The organism is Arcicella sp. GW458-12-2-14-TSB2 (genome assembly GCF_059423785.1).
On record NZ_JBWKYN010000009.1, the window covers coordinates 13,370 to 34,529 of the forward strand.

Here is a 21,160-nt window from a genome sequence, read left to right on the forward strand (position 1 = left end):
CAAATTACTCATGGCATGGCTTCCCCAATTGGCAGCCATGCCATGAGTATAAATCACGATAATTCAATTAAAGGTAGCGAAAATATCAAATGCTAATAGCCTAAAGAAGTCTCTTATACTTACGTTTCACTGTACTAGAATTTTTAAAGCAAGTTATTATCTGAGCTAAAATATCATCCTTGAGTTGCCCAATAATTTTATAATCTATGTTTTCAATAGGATAAATGTCAAGAAGAGTCGTTGTTTCAAAATCATCAAGTTGATTTCCATATACAAATGTATGTTTAGAGAAAGCCCAACCGTTGGTAGCTATAGGGTTTCCTGCAGGAAAAAAATAGCAATTAAAGTTAGCCTCTATTATTTCAATACAACAATCAGTATTGGTTAAGTCAATATAAGCAGGAACATAGTCTTGGCTACTAGGCAGGCTTGCTAGTACGGCTGTGTCATTAATGACCTTTATAACAATAAAGTATTTAGTTTTTGCAGGAGCCCCATTTCTAAAATAAAAAGGGGTATAAAGTAAAATATTGCCTTCAGTAAACACCAGTTTATAGTTTTAATGAACGAGAAACATTTAAAAACTCCCGATGTTGCAGGTATATTTCTTTTTTGTAGTCATCCCCTTCCAACAATCTTGAAAAATCAATCTCAATCTCAGTATTATTAAGTTGCTTATTCTCTAGCAAATCTAATACATTATTTTCTTTGGCAGTTTTATACCACAGCGAGTGCTCTCTATGGGTGAGTTTCACTAATTGTTCGGCAGTGTAGTTTTTGAAAGTGTCTATCACTAAATCTATCACAGCCATTTCGTTGTCAGAAAACTCATCATCAGAGAACGCTTTATTCGGGAAAATATAGCTATTCCCGTCTCTCTCTTCCCTTTTAATATACTCGTTTAAAAGAATAGGATTGGATGACAAATCAATGAAAATATCCTTTGTAACTGGCCCATACATCCAAACAAAAAACTTTAAGTTCAAAATCGGAAGTCCAAATTTTTTAACTGATGTTTCTTCAATCAAGTAAATGAGTTTGAGTGCTTTAGTTTTTGAAAGGAGAGGGATTTTCTCAGAAAGGTATATAATAGTATTCCCGATTTTATCTATTTCCTCTTTTGTATATGTAAAAAAAAGGTTCATAGTCTTATCTGTTGGGTAAATCATTATACAAAATTACGGCTAATTATAAATAACACAATATAAACAACGCTTTTCTTTTATAAAAATTGCTGTGTCACTCCCCGCTGTCGCTCGTTCTAACGAGTGACGCCTATCCTAAGGCTTCCAGCCTAAAACAAATTCTTGTTTTTGTACCTTCTGTTTTATTGGTGGAGATGACTGTAATTCACTCGGCAGGGACGTATTGCATACGTCCTTTATTCCCATTGTTTTATGCTGCCGACCGTCCCCATTCCTATACTATATGCTTGGTATTTCAGCACTTAATACGCTTTTTATTCATTAAAATACAAAAAATAGATATTTATACCTACTTGTTCCATCATAAATCAGGTATTTATATGCTGTTTTGGAGAATATAAGGATAGTAAGTTTGTATGGTAATATTACAAGGGGAGTTCAGCAACCCCTTTATCAAACGAGGTACCTAGCCAAACCTTATGACTAGAAAAATAACTATCAAAAACAACACAATCTCATGAGCCAACAACCATCTCTTCCGAATTCAACAGCAGGTCTTTACAATGCCCTCTGTGATGCATTGCACATAAGCAATCAACAATTTCAAATGATTCAAGGTGTTTTGCCAGTGCAAACCACTCCTGAAGGCGTCTATAATTTTGTGGATGGTATTCCGCCTGAATCTGTCGCAACTTTGTACACCAACAACCCTATTAATGGGTTAAATGGTAATATGCAGATTGTCATCAGTGATGCCAAACCTAGCTTTTTGAGTAAGCTTGCTGAAAATAATTATTTCAACCCTAAATATTGGGTGGATGGCAATATTGGCACCGACCCTATCTATGCCCCAGCCTTTGCTGATTTGTATAATCAGGTAAATGCGGGGTCGTCGGCAACTATTTATTTTGATTCTGCCACCGCTAATAGCGATATTAGCTCGTCGTGGGCTAAAAGTACTAGCTCAGCAGGTGTAGGTTTCTGGGGAACATCGTCGAGTTCTGTTTCTACAGAATTAAACGAGAAAGCATCGTCTTCGAGAATTACTGTGACGATTACCCTTAATAAATATGCCTATTTGCAAGTACGTGCAGGTGGCTGGTTTACACAAGGTTTCTTTACTGATCAATACAAAAATCCAAGCAAATGGACTGGTGGACAGGATGCTTGGGATCAAGTATTCGGCCCTAGTGGGTCGTGCCAAAATGTTTCGAATCAGGTATTGTTAGTAAATGGTTATACCATCACTACAACATCGTATGCTTCTTATTCTGAATACGATTTCCAACAGATTCAAAAAAGTAGTCAGACCAACGTATGGCCGTTCTATACGTCGTCATCTAATTCAATTGCCACACAAAGTCATTCGTATAATGCCGACCAAACCATTACTACTACTATCGGTTGTAATCCGGGTAGCCTACAAATTTTCGGTATGGGTGTTATTCCTACCAGCTTTGCGATGGGTGGTGTTAGCCACTCAAGATTAATCTAAGGTTGTAGGAAACCGAGGCCAGTTTAAAGACACACTTACATCAATAACCAAAACTTCCTGCATCAGTGGCGGCTGATGCAGGCAAGTTGAACAAAGGGTGTAATAGTCGTTAAACTTGCCTCTTTGCTTTATCAACCAAATGGGAGCGTAGCATTGCTGTATTTCACAATTAATCTAAGCAGATGATGAAAAATGAATATGAAAATTTGATATTTGATGGCATTGCCTCGGGGCTTTCGCTGGATATTGCCAACCTAAGGCTGTTTCCAGTGGTGTCTGTCCTGCCTGATAATGATGCCGATTTGTTTACATTGCTTGATATTGTTCCTGGTAGTGGCTTAATTTTTAAAACGAATGATGTTCCGAATTTTAGTGCGATATACTGGGAATTGCTCGAAGCTCAAAAGCCATCAATGATGAACAATTTGGCCATTACCAATTACAAGAAAAAGCAATATTGGATAGAAGGTCCTTCGACTAAGGAGGTACCTATTTATACGCCAAGCTGTAGCGATGTTAAGAATTCGATAGCCAGAGGTTCGTCAGTTGACATCACCATTGACTCTTCTAACTATCCTCCACTGGATGTTTCCCTTTTCCCTTCCTACCCAAGTATCGTATTAAACCATACGTTCCTCAGCTTTAACAGAGTTGCCAATGGTGAGCGGTTTATCCTCAAACTACATTTTGATAATACAGTCAACTTGCCCATAAGGGCTGCGGGGTGGTTCTCAAGTGGTGCTTTTAACTCCGCTTATCACAACCAAGATGCATGGGTTCAGGGGGGCGACAAAGTTACATGGGACGAGCTGTTTGGAAAAAATGGTATCCTAAAATATATTAATAGTGGTTTGTTAGTAGCGATGGGTATCACTATTGAGCTACAGGTGTTTGGGAATTATGATGAAAACGTAGTAAAAGCCTTACAAAATAACCCTGACCTCACGGTGTGGCCTTTTTACTTAAATTCTGAATACCTCACCCAAACCGTAGAACGCTGTGATGACGAAAGCGTAAAGATTACGATAAGTACTGACCAAAACGAAATCTTTATGTTGGGGATGCAAGTAGCAAGCGTGAGTGGGCTGATGAATTGAGTCCCGCAGTCGTTCGCTTCCAACGAGTGACGACTATTAGAAGGCTTCCAGCCTAAAAACAAAGGCGAAATGCTTAATTCACACAGTAGGGACGTATTGCATACGTCCCTGCCCCTCCGCAGTCGCTCGTTTCCAACGAGTGACGACTATTAAAAGGCTTCAAGCCTAAAAACAAAGGCGAAACGCTTAATTCACACAGTAGGGACGTATTGCATACGTCCTTTTATACGTCCCTACTGTGCCCACCGCAGTCGTTCGTTTCCAAGCGAGTGACTGCGGAATAATGCGTTGCATTTTTGCAATGTAACATTGCAGTACACACTGACATAGTCTAAGACTACGCCAAGCGGGGGCAAAATCCGAAGACCGAAATCCGAAGACCAAAATCCGAAGACCGAAATCCGAAATCCGAAGACCGACAGCCAAAACCCGACAGCCATCCCTCAAAATTTCATCATTTAATACCGTTTTTAGGCATTAAAATAGTAAAACCAGATATAAATACCTGCTTTTTGCCAACATAAAACAGATATTTATACCCTGTTTTATTGAGCCCAACTATGATACATTTGTATAAGTAATATTACAAGGGAAATTCGGCACTCATAAACAAATAGATGGTGTCATCATCTAGGTGTTATGATACCACTCACTTGTAAACCTGTGGAGTCCAGAAGCCACTTTAATAAACGGGGCGTTACGGAAAAGCCAAACGAGTACGAAAAAAAAACCTTTTACTTTTTTAAACTATGGAAAATACCCTACAAACACAAGAAGACGTTGCTGAGATCAATCAAACCACGAGTGGGTTTCAATTTAGAACGCCTGCTGCCATTCAAGATTTTACAGATAATCCAGCGAAACAAGAAGCGATGAATCAGTTGTGGAGTGCCAACCTTGATGGTTTTACCCAGCAAGGAATGTTGAGCAACCCGTGGAATACAATCAATACGCCACCTACGACCAACTATTATAACCCTGTTCAGAATAACCCAAGCAGTGCTACCGCGAATGTGCTTTGGAGTGCATTTCCGGGCAGATTAGCCTATAATTACCCAACGGCTACGCAAGCTAGCTTAAATCAAATGGCAGATACGGGCGTGATGCCTGCACCGATTTCGGATAATCCATGTGGTGATACTGGAAATTCCGTTCCGTATTTCCCTTATGGCCCCAGAGGTTGGCAAGATGAGTATTGCGAATGGGCAGTTACTAGAAACGCGGCTGGAAAAATTACTAGAATAGACTTCACCTGCGAAAACCCTGAATATTGGAATAGCTTGTGGCTGATAGACCCTAATAAAGTTTTGGCATTGTATCAAAGCATTTTAGGTAAACCACAAATCACTTTAGCAGACCTAAGCGTGCCTAATATCACTGACCCCATCACCCAAGGGCCTGTTTATAACCCCCTTAATATTTGGAATAGTGGTCCCGTTTCAAGTGCTACACAAGGCGGTGCCATCCACCTTACCAGTACGCCCAATACTTTGCAAACAGAAATAGGACTTGCTACGGCTGCAACCGTTCAACGCAATAACGCTGATGGTACTACCTCGTGGCCATCAAGCCAATATAATGCCCTCCTTTGTGATGCCCAGTATGGACAAAAACATAGAAACAGCGACCCCAACATTGGCGGTACTGTAAACAGTTTTGTAACAGCAGCCAATGTAGTAACCTTAGCAGACCCTCCGGGGTTATACATCCAGATGCCTGATTTTGCTGGCAATAATTATGAAGCTCCCAACGGCGACGACCCTTCTGCTTATTGGACGATTGTAAGAGGGTCAGAAACACTCAATAGTCAGGATGGAACAAAATTGCCGGGCAATTTTATCTTGCATGCCGTGTATGAAGTGCCTGCCGACAAGGACTATACCGTAAGTGATATTACCATTAATGGAAGTCCTATCGAGTGGGGTTCGCAGGTGGCGGCTACCTTTAAAATGCAAATCGTAGCGAGTGCCTATGCAGGTACAAAACCCGCAGGATATGACCCCGTAGCGGATACAGACCCAGCCGATACGTTTGCACAACCAATTCAATTATTTTACGAAAGCTATTTTAACCAAGTATATAATACCAGTGTTCCGAACCCAGTAGATAATCCTATTTCTCTATTGAGTAATAGCACATTTATTCCTCCGACTGTTTTTATTGGTGCAAGCTCGATACAAATGGTGCTTATCTGTGGCACGATTACTTATACCGATGGAGAGCCATCAACCTATCCGACAGTCAGCTTTACCAACTCGGGAGTAACGGCGACGGTGACGGCGGTGCAAAATAATATTTATTATGCCGTTCCGGGGAATAGCAAGCCAAGTGAGAACTTTGCCTTATACCTGACGGTCGCAGTAAGTGAAAATGCCTCTGCGGGAGTAACAGGGGTGTATGTTACCAATCAAGGACAGGTGCTTAGTCAAGCCATGCCCGCATTACTTTCTGTATTACCTATCACGGTGCAAGCGGCGATTGAATGGCAAAACACTGGGGTACAAGTAGAGCCGTCGAGCTTGTTATCAATTGCTTATGTGAGTGGCTTATGGACGGCCAATCCTCAAGACAATAATGGGCAGTTGTATAATGCGAATGGTACGCCAAGCAATATTCCAGCAAAAGCAGGCTATACCATGCCGGGGCAAAACGAGGGCTCTTTAATCGGGAAAGTAGGGGATACCGTGTTTTTTGTGGGCATGGGTACGACCATTCCATCCAATCTTTCGGGCGAATTATTACTATGTATCAACGATGATTTGAATGGCATTTACGGACAAGGATTTGCGGATAATGAAGGTAGTATTATCGTGAAGGTTACTAGTCTGTAGGTTGTCAACCTCACGCCTAACGGCAGCGGCCGACCGCCGTTGGGGTGAGGTTTTCAGTAATATCACTAACACAACGCTCTTAATGGCTCATTGTATCAAATGAACTTACCTGATATGACTATAAAAAAGATGAAGAAGGTATGGCTATTACTTATTCTTCCAATCATATTTATCAATATGATTCCGTCTAATAATAAAAAAATACAGCAAAATGCCTTTGTATCGGCATCCGATTCGTGCGACTGCTATTCAACGAGTTCCCTTTACAACATTCAGGTATATTTTAACAATAATGTACCGGGTGATTTGAAGGCATTCAACAATCAATCACAGGCTGATTGTTTTGCTTGGCAAGAATTCATCTCCTTGAATTGGCCAGTGAATACAAGTAGTAGTTTTGGAACGCCTTACGATTTAGCACCAGTACAATGGGAAACGTATATGCCCCGAGAAGTTTTGTTCCAAGACCAAGGCGTAAAACCTCCAGTTTGGGGAACGTTGGTGTCGGATAAATATGCGAAAAAGTTCAAGACACAACGCTTGCTCATGAACAAAATGAGTACAAAATTATTAACGTTTACCAGTAAGATTGATAATTCAGACTCGCTCAATACCTTTAGTGCAGATCAAGCAGCCCCACAGGGAAAACCAAGTTGGCTGGGCAGTCAGAACGGCAAGAATGTTTGGTATGAAATTCTGCTTAATAAAGATTATTATGATTTTGTGGTTCAGAAAGGCTATTATAATGCCGCCATTCAGCACGATTCCGTAAAGGCAGGGCATCCCATCAATTTCCCTCAGGGAGTTTATCATAGTAAAGTAGGTGCCATAGAATTAAAAGCAGCTTGGATGGAAGTACCCAACCCACAGTCACCACAGTGGGCAAGGTATAAATTATCACGTGCCACCGTATTAGACCCTTCGACCAACCAATTAAGGACAACGACCGTAGCCCTAGTAGGATTGCATATTTTACACAAAACCACCAACCAACCCACATGGGTTTGGGCTACTTTTGAACAGGTAGATAATGCACCAACAAGTACGACGGTAGGCAGTCCGCCCTATGGTTATAATTTTTACAATGCTAATTGTACGGCCAAGCAAGTAACAATAAAGACAGCCACAGGCGATTCGGTAGTGACGGTTTCGTGTACTCCCAATCAGTCACCCCCATATTATTTGAATCAGGCCGCACCAGTGCCTATCCAAATCACTAGGAGCAACCCTATTGATCCAAACGATGCTGCACCAATAAACCAACGAATGCAAAGTAATATCAAGAAAGTATATCCCAATTCGGTTTGGCAATATTATGAGCTAGTAGATGTAATATGGTCACAAAGTGTTCAAAAAGACCCTACCACGCCGATTGATGCACCGAGAAAATTAAATGCGTCATCGATGCAGAGTGGCGTTCCAACTGTTGCCAACACAACCTTAGAAAGCTACGTCCAGAAAACAAATACCTGTACCAGTTGCCATGTTTATAGTACGATTGCCCCTTATCCCTTAGATAGCATCAACAATGATATTTTTGGAGATTTTAGTTTTGCCATTAGCTTTGCCAAGTATAAAACAACTTTTACAAAACCGTCTAGTAGTAACCTAAAAACCCCGCATCCAGATTTGAAAAGTTTGAAAAAGACCATGAAAAAAGTGGCTATTCAATACTAGAGAAAAGGTGTGGGAATTAATTAATCCTTTTTCTTAGTTGGTGAATTCATTCACTAGCTAGGAGAAAGGATTTTTGTTTTTTCGCCTTTGGTGGTATTTTCACCGCCAAATTATGCCTCAGCCACGACATATTTTTTGATAAATAGTGCGTTGCTTTCGCACTTGTTGTTGGGGAACGAATGCTAACAAGGAGGGGAAACTCTTATATCTAGCGAGGGACTTAAGTCCCTCGCTAGATATAAACACGTTGATTATCAATTGTTTATATGCTTTTCGCCTTTGGTGGTGTTTTCACCACCAAGTTATGCCTCAGCCACTTCATATTTTTTGATAAATGGTGCGTTGCTTTCGCACGTGTTGTTGGAGAATGAACGCTAACAAGGGGGGAAACTCTTATATCTAGCGAGGGACTTAAGTCCCTCGCTAGATATAAAAACGTCGATTATCAATTGTTTATATACTTTTTTGCCCAAGGCTGGTGTCTTCACCACCAAATTATGCCTACTCCACGTTAAATAGTTTTGATGAATAGTGCGCGTTGCTTTCGCACTTGTTGTTGGAGAACGAACGCTAACAACGGGGGGGGATTTTTATATCTAGCGAGGGACTTAAGTCCCTCGCTAGATATAAAAATGTTGATTATCAGTTGTTTATATACTGGTGGGTAATCAATAGGGCTAGAAGCCTTGTAATAGTCGTCACTTGCTTGGAAGTGAGCGACTGCGGAGAGCAATCCCGAAGGGATGAAATATTGATAGCTTATACCCTACCACCACCATTTACAATAATTTGCTGACCATTTACCCAAGCTCCTGCTGGACTAGCAAGGAATGCCACTACCCCTGCGATGTCCTCTGGTTCGCCCATTCTTCCTAGGGTCATTGCTTGCCCAATCCTTTCCAATTCTTCTTTTGAAACCTCTTTTTCCATTAAAGGAGTCTTTGTTGGACCGGGGAAAACACTATTCACTGAAATTTGACGATGACCAAGTTCCTGTGCCAATATTTCAGTAACTACTTTGCCAGCGGCTTTACTAGGAGCATAAATACCAAGACCCGCTGCTGGATAAAGTGAGCTTGTGGAAGAAATCTGAATAATTCGTCCACCATTCCTAACGTGTTTAGCCGCCTGTTGCAACACAAAGTAGGTCCCTTTATAATTTACCGCATTGATACGGTCGAAGTCAGCTTCCGTAACATCAGCAATAGGAATACCCATGACCGCAATACCAGCATTGGCTACTACAATATCAATACCGCCAAATGCCGTAGTGACATCATTAAATAGCTTAGTGATTTCGGCTACCGAACTAACATCTGCTTGAAATCTTATGGCTGAACCCCCAGCTTCTTTGATTTCATTCACTACTTCATCGGCTTGTTGGGGGTTCCCCATGAAATTAACGGCTACTGCAATGCCGTCTTGTGCTAAACGGATGGCAATAGCACGACCGATACCTGTTGCTGCACCTGTTATTAATGCCACTTTTTTTGTTGATACTGTCATGATTGCTTAATGTTTACCCCCAAAATTTGCCTTTTTGTTAATAGAAGCAGTACTGTTACTTCCTGCAAATGCTAGTATTTTCATGGTCTTCGTTTTATTTTGTCAATCTAATTTTTCCGTATTTTCCAGCATGAAAATCCCGATAGGCATCTGCTATTTCGCCTTGGGTGTTCATCACAAAAGGACCTTCGGCTACTATAGGCTCTGTATATTCTTCACCACCAAAAAGTAATATATCTATGGCTACGTCGGATGTGTTTTTTAGCTCAATTTCACCTGCTTCTCTATCAAATTCTACAAACTCTCCTTTTTGAAATTCGGTATCATTTAATACCGCATTTTGTGTGGGTAAAAAAGCTGCGACTTCAATTTTATCTTTTATTTCAAGCGAAAATTGTTTCCCTGCATTCAAATGGACATGATACAAAAACTGCGCTGAATAATTTGGAATAATTGAACTCAATTCTTCGTACTTGCCTACAACTACCTTTATCCATCCGTCTTGGTTAGGTAATGTTTTTATAGGTACTTCATTGGCTTGAATCGCTATGTGGGCAGGTTTTTCTGCTTTGTTTTTTGCAGGTAAGTTGAGCCAAAACTGAAGACCGTGTATATATTTACTATCCGTTTGGCTATCATAATTAAAATTCTCATCGTGGATAATTCCATTGCCTGCTTTCATCCATTGTGCCCCGCCCGAATATATTTTGCCAGTATTCCCAGCACTATCAAAATGTTCCACTTCACCTTGAAGCACATACGTCAACGTAGCAATGCCCCGATGCGGATGAGCCCCCATGCCATTTTTAGTGATGATTTCCTTGATGGCAGGTGCGACATAATCCAGAAACACAAAAGGCCCAACTTTGTCGGCGTAGCGATTGGGCAACATTCTACTGATACTTAAAGGGCCTAAATCGGCACTACTTCCTTTTGTTGAAAAACTTGTTTGCTTTTTCATAACTATATGTTTTGATGGTGTAAAATTGCACCCGAACGAAGCCCTAAAACGATGAGATTTGATAAAAAAAAGCGTTGACATATATCAACGCTTTTTGAAATTTGTTTAAAACCATACCTTTTCAACTTGATATCACTTATTCAGCAAAACTACCACCGCTCATTGCTTTCATAAAAGCTTGCGGATTCCAGTATTCACGGTAGTTTACAATAAGCCCATCACGGAAAGTTACAAAAGTGGCATAGCTCATTTCATAAGGATTGCCATTGCTAATTACTACACCCGATGCACTCCATTCAGCAATGGCCACGTTCGCATCATCAGTAGCATAGATTTTTAAGGTAGGGATAGATTTTACATCTATAAAACTTGGGTAGTTACGTAAGTATTCATAAAGCGCTTCACGACCTTCAAACCTTGCAGGCGTACCTTCTGGGGCAAAAGGAAATTCGGCAACTACATCCTCCGCACAAAGCGATGACCACCCTTTCATATCCTTGGCAAGAAATGTATCTAAACTATTACGAAGAAGTTGAGTAGCTGCTGTGTTTGTTGTATTTTCCATTTTATTGAAATTTAATATTTTTTCATTATTGATTTAACGATACAAAATTGCATCATAGGCAAGCCCTGCAACGATGAGATATGATAAAAAAAACCGTTGACATTTATCAACGGTTCTGTAAATCAAGCTTTAAAATGGAAAACTACTTCATCGCTTGTTTTCTGATTCTGCTTAAAGTTTCTTTGGTAATACCCAAATAAGAAGCAATGATGTGTTGCGGAAATCGTTGGATAAACTGGGGGTGATTATCTGCAAATTCTTCATAACGTTTTTCGGCAGTATTACTAATAGTAGAGTTTAGTCTTCGTTGGTTAGCAATGGCATTTCTTTCGTCCATGAGTCTTATCATTTTTACCAATGCAGGTATTTTTTCCATTAAATCCAGCATTTCGGCTCTTGTAATAATAAGCATTTCGGTATCTTCCCAAGCATCAATATTATAATTCGAAGGCGTAAGCATAATAGAACTTTCACGGTCGCCTGCCCAATAGTTTTCGATGTAGAGGTGTACTATATGTTCCACCCCTTTGTCATCTACACTGTATTGTCGCATCGCACCTTTTACAATAAAACCAACGTATTTACAGACATCACCTTCTTGCAAAAAGTATTGTTTCTTCCTTAGCTTTTTGGGTTGGAAAGTCGCTTCAATTAAGGATTCTTCTTCGCTTGTAAGGGGTAAATTAGCATATTGGTTGATGTATGCCAAAAGGTTTTTGTACATTGGTTTTGATGATTAAATTACGCAGATGCAAAGGTATAAATAATGTTTCGTAATTGTTTGTTCATGGCATCGTTGCTACGTTAGTATTAGTCTAAGACCACGCCAGTGGAGGGGTGAATAACAATCTTACTCATGGCACGACTTCCAGTGAATTAGAAGTCATGCCATGAGTGTTTTTAAAACCTATTCATATCTATTAGGTCATAACGAAATCTTCTGTTTTGGGGAAGGAATGCATTACTTGCTGAATAATATCAGGGATGGGGTTAAGTAGTTTGCGTGTACTGGTATCAAGCCAAGTGCCGTCTAGCGTTAGTGTGGCACAAACTTTATTTTCTGTATTGAGGAAAAGATGCCTAATCGTCCATCTAGAGGCATCGGCATTCAGTTTTGCCATTTTGGCTTCTATGGATATGTCTTGTCCTATTCTGATTTCTTTTCTGAAAACACATTCTTCACGAAACAGGATTGGACCAAAATTGTTGGTCTGCATTACATCGAGCGTCAAGCCGAGTTCTGTCAGGATTTCAACCCTTTGCTGTGCGCCAAAATCATAATAAACACTGTGCCTTACATGAAAGTTAGGGTCTAGGTCGGCCCATCTGATGGCTATTTTTTTGTTGAATGAAGTCATAATTATCTGATTAATGTATAAATTTAGTAAAACTAAACACTATGATATACATTTTCATTACAACACTCGTTGTTTTCATCTGCTGGACTTTCTCATTTTATCATTGGAAAAGTATTCAAAAGCGTAATTTCGCCTTTGGTGGTGTTTTCACCGCCAAATTATGCTTTAGCCACATCATATAGTTTTGATATATGGTGCGTTGCTTTCGCACTTGTTGTTGGAGAACAAACTCCAACAACAGCGGGGAACCGCCTTTCAAACTGAGCGTCAGTCGCCTCATGTCATAGCCTGACTACTTGAAGCTCTTATTTCTAGCGAGGGACTTAAGTCCCTCGCTAGAAATAAAAACGTTGATTATCAATTGTTTATATACTTGTGGGTAATCAATAGGGCTAGAAGCCCTTCTAATAGTCGTCACTCGCTTGGAAGCGAGCGACTGCGGAGAGCAATCCCGAAGGGATGGAATGTTTATAGCACTGAAAAGCCTTACCTACTACCCTTGATTCGACTCCGCAGGAGTCGCATAGCGTAGAAAGATGTTCGTTTATTTTTCTATAAACATTTCATCCCTTCGGGATTGATTTGGATAAAACTTACTTTCTACGCTCGCTTTGTGTGGTCATAGATTAGAGTACGTTGGTGCGCTTAGGGTTTAGTTTAGAAGGCGATGCCTACCCCACAACCTTATAAAATGCGTTGCATTTTTGCAATGTAACATTGCGGTACAAACTGACGTAGTCTCTAAGACTACGCCAAGCGGGGGTAGATGATGGGGATTATGATACTTTCATTTCGTCATATAATTTCTTGCGTTTTCCTTTTTGGCTTGTGAGTTTATAAAAGGGTGGAACCCATCCATTTGAGTCTGTTAATAAGTGTAATGGATTGATGGCATTATTAGTCTCTTTTGCCATCTTTTTAGCTATTTGGCGTACATAATAATGATTAAACACCCTTACAAATTCGGTCAAATATATATCGGCTAAGTCTTTGTTGCCCTTTATGATAAGTGTATTTTCGTCGTTATTAGCTATGCTGTTATCACTAAAATTGGCTGACCCAATGATTACCACTGGCGAATCGCTCATGGGGTCTATTAGCAATATTTTGTTGTGGATAAAATTTGTACCGCTTTTAAATAAACTTCCTGCACTGGTTTCTTTGAGCCACTCGAAAAGGGGTTCTTCAAAATAACCACCGTACACAATTATATTATCAAAATCAGTATTGGGTAGTCTGGTGTTTGAATCAGCCTTATCAATCAAAATATATTTTATATGATTGGTGGGCTTCACTACCGCTTCTTTGATAAACTTATTAAAGGAAAAGGGAAACATACCACAGACCATCTGGACGGAGCTATCAACCAATGATGCGTAGGTTTTTAGTATATCCTTCTTTTTTCTGGGACTAAAAAACACTGATACTCCATCTGGTATTTTGTCGATGGTTAAATCATGCTGAATCTCGTTGGTTTTATCTTGGATGGTATCTTGGTCGGGGTCGGTTTTAAGGCATTCCCAGTAATTTAGGTATTGTTTGGCTATGCTTGTATTGTTTACGATATGCCCAGTGTTGCATTGCCCAAAGATTCCTTTTTCCGTAATATTCGTTGAACCCGTCCATACTTTCATAGGAACACCGTTTTTAAGTAAAATAATAAACTTATTGTGTGAAATAAAATGAGGGTCTTTTGTTCTTGGTGTAAGTATTGTACTAGGCAAGCTTGCATTGGCAATGGCGTGTTCATTTTTATCTTTTTGTCCTCGTGCATCATAAATAATGTGTACGTCAACGTTTCTTTCATTAGCAGCCTTGAAGGCTTCTAGTACTGGTTTGTATTCAAATTCGTAGAGGGATGCCCTTAATTGATAGCTGTTATCTTTAGCTAGAGCGATAAATCCCGTTAGTGCTTCAAAAAGCCCTCTTGAAAGCCATTTTAAGGCTACTTCTTTTTCTTCGAGACTCATCTTACTTGGTTTTCTATTACCAAACTTACTAGCATAAGCATTGCTACCAGCCACTCCACGGTTGAAATATACGGCATGCTCGGCTAAGGTATTGCTTGGTGTAGTGATATTGATAGCACAACTTTCGCCATATTCCAGCAATTTAGGTTTGCCATAAACAGGAATTACTTTATAGACATATTCGTGTTTTTCTTTTGCAGAGAAATCCTCCCAAAAGAATGACTGAATAGGCTGTTCAAAAGTTGTGAAAAGCTGTCCATCGCCAACGGGCACGGCAGACTCAGGAAAAAATTTAAAACCTTTTAAAAAATACTTTTCCTTCTCGGTTTTGTCTTCTCGTTCTATAGCAAAGCCTAATAAACCAGCCGTTTTAGCTTCGGGTAAGTCAAACGAAAGCAGTACACAAGTAGTGCCTGCAATAGCGGTGACGGTCAATTCATTTTCTGTTTTTCTGAATCTCATAGTTGTAAAGATTTTGAGTATTTATAAGTAGTAAAATTGATAAAACGAGGTTTTGCTATAAGAGTGATTTTAGGTTCAACTATTTGATATGGAATGGTTCATGTAAGAAAAGTAGTCATTAATAATTCACTTTCAAATAGGGGTTACTAATGTTTACATAGGCTTAATTTTATCTTAAATCCATCAAGATGAGTTAATTGATTCCTCCGCCGATGTTAATACTTTGTGAATAAGTCTTTTGTCAACCCTCATGGCATCACATTAATCACTTGATGGTTTGGTAGAAGTAAATCATAAAGTGATGCCATTAGTGAGGGTTAGGTCTCTAATTACCAAATACGTTGGTATTGCCTATTGGAAGACCAATGCTTAACCCAACAGAGTGTTCTTTGTTTACTTCTTTCCATACAAGCTCGAAATTGACTTTACTCTTCTCGTCTTTACCCTTTAATGAAACAGGAATACCTAATCGCCAGTTTAGATTGTCTTGTGTGCCGAAAGTTTTTTCAAGAGAGGCACTAAAACCAATGAAAGGAAAAGGCATATATACATATCGTGCTGAGAGTTTATAAGTAATAAACTGTTCAAATTTTCCTATATAAACAGACTCTGATTTTGTTTTTGTTAATAATAAAACGGAATCTCCAATGGCACCGCGTTTATAATAATCTTCCATCGAACTGGCTTGTATCAAATTAGAATTAACCGAATTATTCATCATAGCAGTTGCTTTTAATGTTAATAATTTTGTGCCTTTGAAGGGAAACTTTTTAATATTATCTTCTCTAAACAAATTATAATTTATACTTAGTTCAAAAGGTCTGTAGTACTCTTTTGATAAATCTGTTTTATTGTCTTTTGCAACATTATAAGTAGAATGTGTTACTGGAACATACAAATCAAACCCAAACCAACGATCATAAACATAGTTGAATAATTTTTTGTCTATCACATTTTCAGCTTCCTCAGAAAAAAAGCTATTTTTAAGGTCTTTTTCAGTTTCTTCATAAAATTCCTTTAATGCTTTTAAAGGTTCATATATCTTTAAAAATTCACCAGGTTTAATAGCTTTTTTAATTTTTAAGGTATCGACAAGTTTTAGCGATTCTTTAAATGATGGAGAATTTATGGCTTCTACAGATTCCTTTAGATTTAGAAGACTAACCAATGTCATGTTACTTTTAATCTTTAATGAATCGATAACTGTTTTGAATTCAATGATTTTTATAAGATTTGTATAGTCATCAACTGACATAGATTTCATAAGAATTAAAGTGTTAATGCTATTCATTAATGAGTCAATATCTTTATTTTGTTCTATAAAATCGCCTAAATCTTTTTTGAATTTATATAGTAACTCACTTTTAATACGATTCCTTTTCTTCTTTACTTTATCAGAAATATCTTCCGGTTTACTATAGTCTAATATCCCATAACCCAACCAAGTGTACTTCAAACTTAAGCCAATGTCATTTTTAAAGGATTTTGAATCGAATAAATTAGAAAACCCCTCAACCACATTGGTTTTTACCCCAGCAGTCCATAAGTTATGGTTAAAGGTTTCATTACTTTTTTTGAGATTGAAAGTACTCCCTAAAAATAACCGTCCATCCGAATTATCTAATACTGCATAGGCTTTTGAAAGTGACAAATCTGAGGCTTCAGATAAATATATACTAGTTTTAATAGTAAATATTTTATCTAGAGTTTTGGATGAAACAAGGTTTATTTTATCACTATCCTTTTTTTTTAGTTTAATGTCGTCTGTGAATTCACTGAACAGACTATCTTCGACTGTCTTAATATTCAACTTATTTATTGTATTTTGTGCATATACGCCACACACGACCAAATTGAATAATAGCATAAATAGGGCTTTCTTTTTCATGATTAGTGTTATTAATGTTGTTTTTTTGATTAATACATTGTTATAAATTAGAGTTTTTTAATGGCTATAACTTTACAATAATAATGTTTATACACTTGATTAGTGTATTGATTATCAGATATTTAAAAGTAAATTTATTATTCGGTAGTTTAGGTGTTTTACGTAGTTTGTGAGGTTGGGTTGTTCCTGTATTTATGGCGTTGCTGAGTCCAAGTAGCTGATAATCATCTCACCATCCGTATTGAGTCTGTCTGAAAAGGTCAGCCTTATTTTTTTATGCGAATTTTATGTAATTATCGTTTAAGATATGTTTTACCCAAAAATGCAATTGCTTTAAGATTGCATGTGAAAATCTAAGCCTAGTATGGCATTTGGTAAGGTTTGTAAAGATATGATTAGCTTTTAGTATTGTCATTTTCCTCGCTTTGTGTAGCCTTAGAGTCAACGTTGTCAACTTAAGATAACTCTGTCAGATTATTACAAAAAGCCACTATTAAGCTAATTAAGAAATTTCTATAGAAGCAGGCAAAACGCTTGCAAACAAAAAGCTTTATTAAGGAAAGGGCTACATTGTGAATAGGAGGATTTTCTTAAGTTGACGACGTTGAGTGTGAGACTACTATGCCAGGCGTAGGAACATTTTATCATTTATTCGATTTAACATTGCGGAGGAAATTAGAATAGTGTAAATTGTGAAAACAGATTAATTTGTAAACCTTCAATAAATACACTCTATGCGACTAACGAATATATTGATTTTGATGCTATTGTTTTTTTCGTGTAAAAAAGACGATGTAGATGCTAATAGCATTGTGTTGATACCTGATGAGTTTTTTGAGCGAAATCTAATAAAATATGATTCTGATAAGCAAATCAATGGTCAGATACTTTATAAAGATATAAAGGACATAGATACTTTAAAGTTCATTAATGCAGGGGAGTGCCCGAAAACGTTGAGTGGGATAGAGCACTTTACCAATTTAAAATACTTACAGGTGTACTCGGTCGTTATGCCAACCCTAGATTTAAGCCATAATACATCCTTGCGTTATGTAGATTGTAGCGGAGCATACATTGCTGTAGCTGGCGGAATGTATCGGGTATTGAAAACGTTGAATTTAGGAGATAATAAAGAAATAGAAACATTGATTACAGACTATACTTATCTGAAGAACTTTCCGATAAGCCAATATCCAACGATAAAGAAAACATCTTGTATAGCGTGTTTATAAGAGGATTTATAAGTTGGTTTTTGTTACTCGCCATGCTATAACCCTTATAGGGTTAAATGTTTCCAGATTTCACGGAATGCTATCATCCTTTCATCCCTTCGGGATTGATTTGGATAAAACTTACTTTCTACGCTCGCTTGGTGTGGTTATAGATTAGGTTGGGAGCTTGGGGTTTAGAAGGCGATGCCTACCCCACAACCTTATAAAATGCGTTGCATTTTTGCAATGTAACATTGTGGTACACACTGACGTAGTCTCTAAGAATACATCAAGCCAAGAGATTGTATGAAGTATACCCCATCAGGTATAATTTGGTTGTAGTTTTTAATTTTATACCCCATCGGGTATAAAATTATTTATTTACCTTAGCAATTTGTCATGCTACTTGATATTATACCCGAAAAGGTATAATTTAGATAAATCAATTATAAATATACCCAATAGGGTATAATCGTATGAAGATTGTACAATTTATCAAAGAGAAAAGAAGGAATTTAGGGCTGACTCAAACCGATCTTGCCATGAAATCAGGCGTTGGGCTTCGCTTTGTTCGAGATTTGGAACAAGGGAAGCCTACTTTAAGGCTTGATAAAGTCAACCAGATTTTAGCCCTTTTTGGTTCAGAGGTAGGCGTAATTAAAAAGGAGGTTGAAGATGAATAGAAAAGGCAAGGTATTTTATCAAGACCAATTAGCAGGCATTATTACCGAAAACGAAGAGGGATATTATTTTCAATACGACGAGACTTACCTCAATAGTAATGATTGTCAGGCTATTTCGTTGACATTACCCCTTACTGAGCATATTTATTTCAGTAAAATCTTGTTCCCTTTTTTTGATGGACTCATCCCTGAAGGTTGGCTACTAAACATTGCTATTGAAAACTGGAAAGTAAATCGGCGTGATAGAATGGGCTTGCTGTTAACTGTCTGTGGCGACTGTATCGGTGCGGTAAGTATCAAGGCTTTAAATAATGATGACCATGAATAAATGTTTATATTGCTACCAAGCCCTAGCTGACAATGAGCGTGACTTTCACCCGAAATGTGCTAAGAAACTATTTGGCGTAAGTGCTGTTCCTGAGATTGCTTTTGGAAAAGAAGAACTTCAAGAAATGGCAAGGAAACTCATTATCACAAGTATTGCTATAACGGGTGTACAGCCTAAACTTTCGTTGGATTTAGAGAAAATAGATACACGACATCGTAGGTTTACTATCGTAGGTTTACAGGGCGACTATATTTTAAAACCTTCCTCTGATGATTATCCTCAATTGCCTGAAAATGAGGACTTGACTATGAAGTTAGCGGCACTGTGTGATATAAAAACGGCTGAGCATACGCTAATAAGACTTATTTCAGGTGAGTTAGCCTATTTAGCAAAACGATTTGACCGAAAAAAAGGAAAGAAGATTCATGTAGAAGACCTATGTCAATTAACAGAAACATTAACGGAACATAAATACAGGGCATCGATGGAAAAGGTTGGGAAAACTATCAAAAAGTTTAGTACCAATGCTGGACTTGATGTAATTTCTTTTTTTGAAATCAGTGTATTTTGTTTTTTAACAGGTAATGCAGATATGCACCTCAAGAATTTTTCTTTGATGAGCAATGAAATGGGTGAAATTCAATTGAGTCCTGCTTACGATTTGCTCTCTACAAAGCTGGCGATGCCTCAAGATGCAGAAGAAATGGCATTAACCATCAACGGAAAGAGAAATCGTTTAAAAAAAACTGATTTTGATATCCTTGCCAGTACTCTTGGTATTAACGAAAAAGCAAAGGATAATATTTATAAAAAGTTCAGCCTAAAAATTCCATTGATGTTGGCGAAGATTAACGAAAGTTTTTTAGACGAAAAATCCAAACAATTGTATAAAGACTTGATTAATAATAGGGCTATTGTTTTGGGGTAGGGTGGATTTTACTCCTCCGCTTGGCGTAGTAGTCTATGACTATGCCAAGCGGGGGAGTAACCTTTCCTATTAGCGGGTGACTTAAGTCCTACTGATTCCCTATAAGTATATAAATGATTGATAATCAAGATATTTATTTCTAGCGAGGGACTTAAGTCCCTCGCTAGAAATAAGAGCTTCACGTAGTCAGGCTGTAACATGAGGCATCCGACGCTCGGTTTGAAAGGCGATTTAAGCCTATTTCAACCAATTTTATCAATAATTACATCTTCATTCAACTTTTTAAAAGATGTGGGTAATCAGTAGGACTTAAGTCTCCAACCAATAGGAAAGGCAGCAACCAATCCCGAAGGGATTATCTCTCATTTGGAAGCAAGCAATTACTGAGAATTTAGGTATGCCCTTAAAACAAGTTGATGATAAATAAGTATCTTTGAAATACTTTTTCTATACCGCAAAGATAGCATTTCTAACTTAGCCTGACGGCTAAGGAAATAAAGCCAACTAAGGATGGGAAGTAGCCAAACCATTTCACTTTTAATTCCTAAAAAACACATGAAAAAACTATTTTTTATTTTGATAATCACTTCTTTGACATTGACTTCCTGTACGACTTACTACATGTCTTCAACCTCTTTAAAAGAACAACTACACAATATTAATCCTAACAAAATCAATGATGCTTACGATTTTAGACTTGGATTACTTGGAGTTGCCTTAAAAGGGGGAAAGAATTTTTATAATGGTATAGACAAGATACAAGTAACAGACAAAAATGGCAATACAGTAGAACGGCTTGTAACTACGAATACATCCATTCGGTTGACTGATACAAAAGGAAAGAGAGTTCAACTTTATTTTGATTCTATTTTTTTACGAGACAGCTTAGTTTATGGGAGCAAATCTCATTTTATCACGCTTCCTGTAATCCCTATGAATATTGATAGCTTAGTTAAAATTGAAGTTCAGTAAGTGCTTGCTTATATCACTGCTTTACGAAGATTAAGGCTTTTTTTAGTGAACTTAAATTATAATATCAAATTTTATATGAATAA

General features: G+C 38.0%; 18 protein-coding genes. 9 read left to right on the forward strand and 9 right to left on the reverse strand.

Features of this window, described 5'->3' with window-relative positions; translation table 11 throughout:
* Window positions 1–100: 100 nt before the first annotated feature.
* Together AC07XN_RS02265 and AC07XN_RS02270 are read right to left on the reverse strand one after the other, a co-directional pair.
* On the reverse strand, window positions 101–547 hold the full coding sequence (locus AC07XN_RS02265; protein WP_309924028.1) for a hypothetical protein: 447 nt from the start codon (window positions 545–547) through the stop codon (window positions 101–103).
* Between the two features lie 4 nt (window positions 548–551).
* Window positions 552–1,145, reverse strand: coding sequence for a Panacea domain-containing protein (locus AC07XN_RS02270; RefSeq protein WP_494741892.1), 594 nt, complete (start codon window positions 1,143–1,145; stop codon window positions 552–554).
* A gap of 517 nt (window positions 1,146–1,662) precedes the next feature.
* Between AC07XN_RS02270 and AC07XN_RS02275 the strand changes: the two genes are divergently transcribed.
* From AC07XN_RS02275 to AC07XN_RS02290, 4 genes are all read left to right on the forward strand, one after another.
* Entirely contained in the window at window positions 1,663–2,640 is a 978-nt protein-coding gene (locus AC07XN_RS02275) for a hypothetical protein (RefSeq protein WP_309924033.1), read from the forward strand.
* A 182-nt stretch (window positions 2,641–2,822) separates the two neighbouring features.
* Window positions 2,823–3,737: a hypothetical protein gene (locus AC07XN_RS02280; protein ID WP_494741893.1), complete on the forward strand. Its 915-nt coding sequence runs from the start codon at window positions 2,823–2,825 to the stop codon at window positions 3,735–3,737.
* Window positions 3,738–4,486: 749 nt separating this feature from the next.
* Window positions 4,487–6,568, forward strand: a complete 2,082-nt coding sequence (locus AC07XN_RS02285; protein WP_494741894.1) for a DUF8225 domain-containing protein — start codon at window positions 4,487–4,489, stop codon at window positions 6,566–6,568.
* 114 nt (window positions 6,569–6,682) lie between these two features.
* Window positions 6,683–8,245 carry a hypothetical protein gene (locus AC07XN_RS02290; protein ID WP_494741895.1) on the forward strand — a complete coding sequence of 521 codons (1,563 nt, stop codon included), beginning with the start codon at window positions 6,683–6,685 and terminating at the stop codon, window positions 8,243–8,245.
* Window positions 8,246–9,004: 759 nt separating this feature from the next.
* Here the strand turns inward: AC07XN_RS02290 and AC07XN_RS02295 are convergent.
* The 7 genes from AC07XN_RS02295 to AC07XN_RS02325 form a co-directional block, all read right to left on the reverse strand.
* On the reverse strand, window positions 9,005–9,751 hold the full coding sequence (locus AC07XN_RS02295) for a glucose 1-dehydrogenase (RefSeq protein WP_494741896.1): 747 nt from the start codon (window positions 9,749–9,751) through the stop codon (window positions 9,005–9,007).
* A 94-nt stretch (window positions 9,752–9,845) separates the two neighbouring features.
* Complete coding sequence (locus tag AC07XN_RS02300) at window positions 9,846–10,712, reverse strand: pirin family protein (protein WP_494741897.1); 867 nt, start codon at window positions 10,710–10,712, stop codon at window positions 9,846–9,848.
* Between the two features lie 136 nt (window positions 10,713–10,848).
* Window positions 10,849–11,277 (reverse strand): nuclear transport factor 2 family protein, encoded by a 429-nt coding sequence (locus AC07XN_RS02305; protein ID WP_494741898.1) that lies wholly within the window; start codon window positions 11,275–11,277, stop codon window positions 10,849–10,851.
* 142 nt (window positions 11,278–11,419) lie between these two features.
* Window positions 11,420–12,001, reverse strand: a complete 582-nt coding sequence (locus AC07XN_RS02310; protein WP_494741899.1) for a Crp/Fnr family transcriptional regulator — start codon at window positions 11,999–12,001, stop codon at window positions 11,420–11,422.
* Window positions 12,002–12,197: 196 nt separating this feature from the next.
* Window positions 12,198–12,635 carry an acyl-CoA thioesterase gene (locus AC07XN_RS02315; RefSeq protein WP_494741900.1) on the reverse strand — a complete coding sequence of 146 codons (438 nt, stop codon included), beginning with the start codon at window positions 12,633–12,635 and terminating at the stop codon, window positions 12,198–12,200.
* A 776-nt stretch (window positions 12,636–13,411) separates the two neighbouring features.
* On the reverse strand, window positions 13,412–15,067 hold the full coding sequence (locus AC07XN_RS02320) for a phospholipase D-like domain-containing protein (protein WP_494741901.1): 1,656 nt from the start codon (window positions 15,065–15,067) through the stop codon (window positions 13,412–13,414).
* A gap of 325 nt (window positions 15,068–15,392) precedes the next feature.
* Window positions 15,393–16,955 carry a hypothetical protein gene (locus tag AC07XN_RS02325; RefSeq protein WP_494741902.1) on the reverse strand — a complete coding sequence of 521 codons (1,563 nt, stop codon included), beginning with the start codon at window positions 16,953–16,955 and terminating at the stop codon, window positions 15,393–15,395.
* A gap of 734 nt (window positions 16,956–17,689) precedes the next feature.
* On the opposite strand from AC07XN_RS02325, the gene AC07XN_RS02330 reads away from it, so the two are divergent.
* From AC07XN_RS02330 to AC07XN_RS02350, 5 genes are all read left to right on the forward strand, one after another.
* Window positions 17,690–18,187 (forward strand): hypothetical protein, encoded by a 498-nt coding sequence (locus AC07XN_RS02330; RefSeq protein WP_309924056.1) that lies wholly within the window; start codon window positions 17,690–17,692, stop codon window positions 18,185–18,187.
* A gap of 455 nt (window positions 18,188–18,642) precedes the next feature.
* A complete protein-coding gene (locus AC07XN_RS02335; RefSeq protein WP_309924058.1) occupies window positions 18,643–18,849 on the forward strand; it encodes a helix-turn-helix transcriptional regulator in 207 nt (68 codons plus the stop codon).
* Window positions 18,842–19,177 (forward strand): HipA N-terminal domain-containing protein, encoded by a 336-nt coding sequence (locus AC07XN_RS02340; protein WP_494741903.1) that lies wholly within the window; start codon window positions 18,842–18,844, stop codon window positions 19,175–19,177. The genes AC07XN_RS02335 and AC07XN_RS02340 overlap by 8 nt, the downstream gene beginning before the upstream one ends.
* Window positions 19,170–20,105, forward strand: a complete 936-nt coding sequence (locus tag AC07XN_RS02345) for a HipA domain-containing protein (protein ID WP_494741904.1) — start codon at window positions 19,170–19,172, stop codon at window positions 20,103–20,105. The genes AC07XN_RS02340 and AC07XN_RS02345 overlap by 8 nt, the downstream gene beginning before the upstream one ends.
* Before the next feature lie 555 nt (window positions 20,106–20,660).
* Window positions 20,661–21,077 carry a hypothetical protein gene (locus AC07XN_RS02350; protein WP_323253303.1) on the forward strand — a complete coding sequence of 139 codons (417 nt, stop codon included), beginning with the start codon at window positions 20,661–20,663 and terminating at the stop codon, window positions 21,075–21,077.
* Window positions 21,078–21,160: the final 83 nt, after the last annotated feature.

Excerpts from the sequence above, each read along its gene's own strand:
- AC07XN_RS02280 (WP_494741893.1), top strand. The coding sequence starts at position 2,823 with ATGATGAAAAATGAATATGAAAATTTGATATTTGATGGCATTGCCTCG.
- AC07XN_RS02345 (WP_494741904.1), top strand. The coding sequence starts at position 19,170 with ATGAATAAATGTTTATATTGCTACCAAGCCCTAGCTGACAATGAGCGT.
- AC07XN_RS02315 (WP_494741900.1), bottom strand. The coding sequence starts at position 12,635 with ATGACTTCATTCAACAAAAAAATAGCCATCAGATGGGCCGACCTAGAC.
- AC07XN_RS02270 (WP_494741892.1), bottom strand. The coding sequence starts at position 1,145 with ATGAACCTTTTTTTTACATATACAAAAGAGGAAATAGATAAAATCGGG.
- AC07XN_RS02305 (WP_494741898.1), bottom strand. The coding sequence starts at position 11,277 with ATGGAAAATACAACAAACACAGCAGCTACTCAACTTCTTCGTAATAGT.
- AC07XN_RS02330 (WP_309924056.1), top strand. The coding sequence starts at position 17,690 with ATGCGACTAACGAATATATTGATTTTGATGCTATTGTTTTTTTCGTGT.
- AC07XN_RS02285 (WP_494741894.1), top strand. The coding sequence starts at position 4,487 with ATGGAAAATACCCTACAAACACAAGAAGACGTTGCTGAGATCAATCAA.
- AC07XN_RS02275 (WP_309924033.1), top strand. The coding sequence starts at position 1,663 with ATGAGCCAACAACCATCTCTTCCGAATTCAACAGCAGGTCTTTACAAT.
- AC07XN_RS02295 (WP_494741896.1), bottom strand. The coding sequence starts at position 9,751 with ATGACAGTATCAACAAAAAAAGTGGCATTAATAACAGGTGCAGCAACA.
- AC07XN_RS02290 (WP_494741895.1), top strand. The coding sequence starts at position 6,683 with ATGACTATAAAAAAGATGAAGAAGGTATGGCTATTACTTATTCTTCCA.
- AC07XN_RS02335 (WP_309924058.1), top strand. The coding sequence starts at position 18,643 with ATGAAGATTGTACAATTTATCAAAGAGAAAAGAAGGAATTTAGGGCTG.
- AC07XN_RS02350 (WP_323253303.1), top strand. The coding sequence starts at position 20,661 with ATGAAAAAACTATTTTTTATTTTGATAATCACTTCTTTGACATTGACT.
- AC07XN_RS02320 (WP_494741901.1), bottom strand. The coding sequence starts at position 15,067 with ATGAGATTCAGAAAAACAGAAAATGAATTGACCGTCACCGCTATTGCA.
- AC07XN_RS02300 (WP_494741897.1), bottom strand. The coding sequence starts at position 10,712 with ATGAAAAAGCAAACAAGTTTTTCAACAAAAGGAAGTAGTGCCGATTTA.
- AC07XN_RS02310 (WP_494741899.1), bottom strand. The coding sequence starts at position 12,001 with ATGTACAAAAACCTTTTGGCATACATCAACCAATATGCTAATTTACCC.
- AC07XN_RS02340 (WP_494741903.1), top strand. The coding sequence starts at position 18,842 with ATGAATAGAAAAGGCAAGGTATTTTATCAAGACCAATTAGCAGGCATT.
- AC07XN_RS02325 (WP_494741902.1), bottom strand. The coding sequence starts at position 16,955 with ATGAAAAAGAAAGCCCTATTTATGCTATTATTCAATTTGGTCGTGTGT.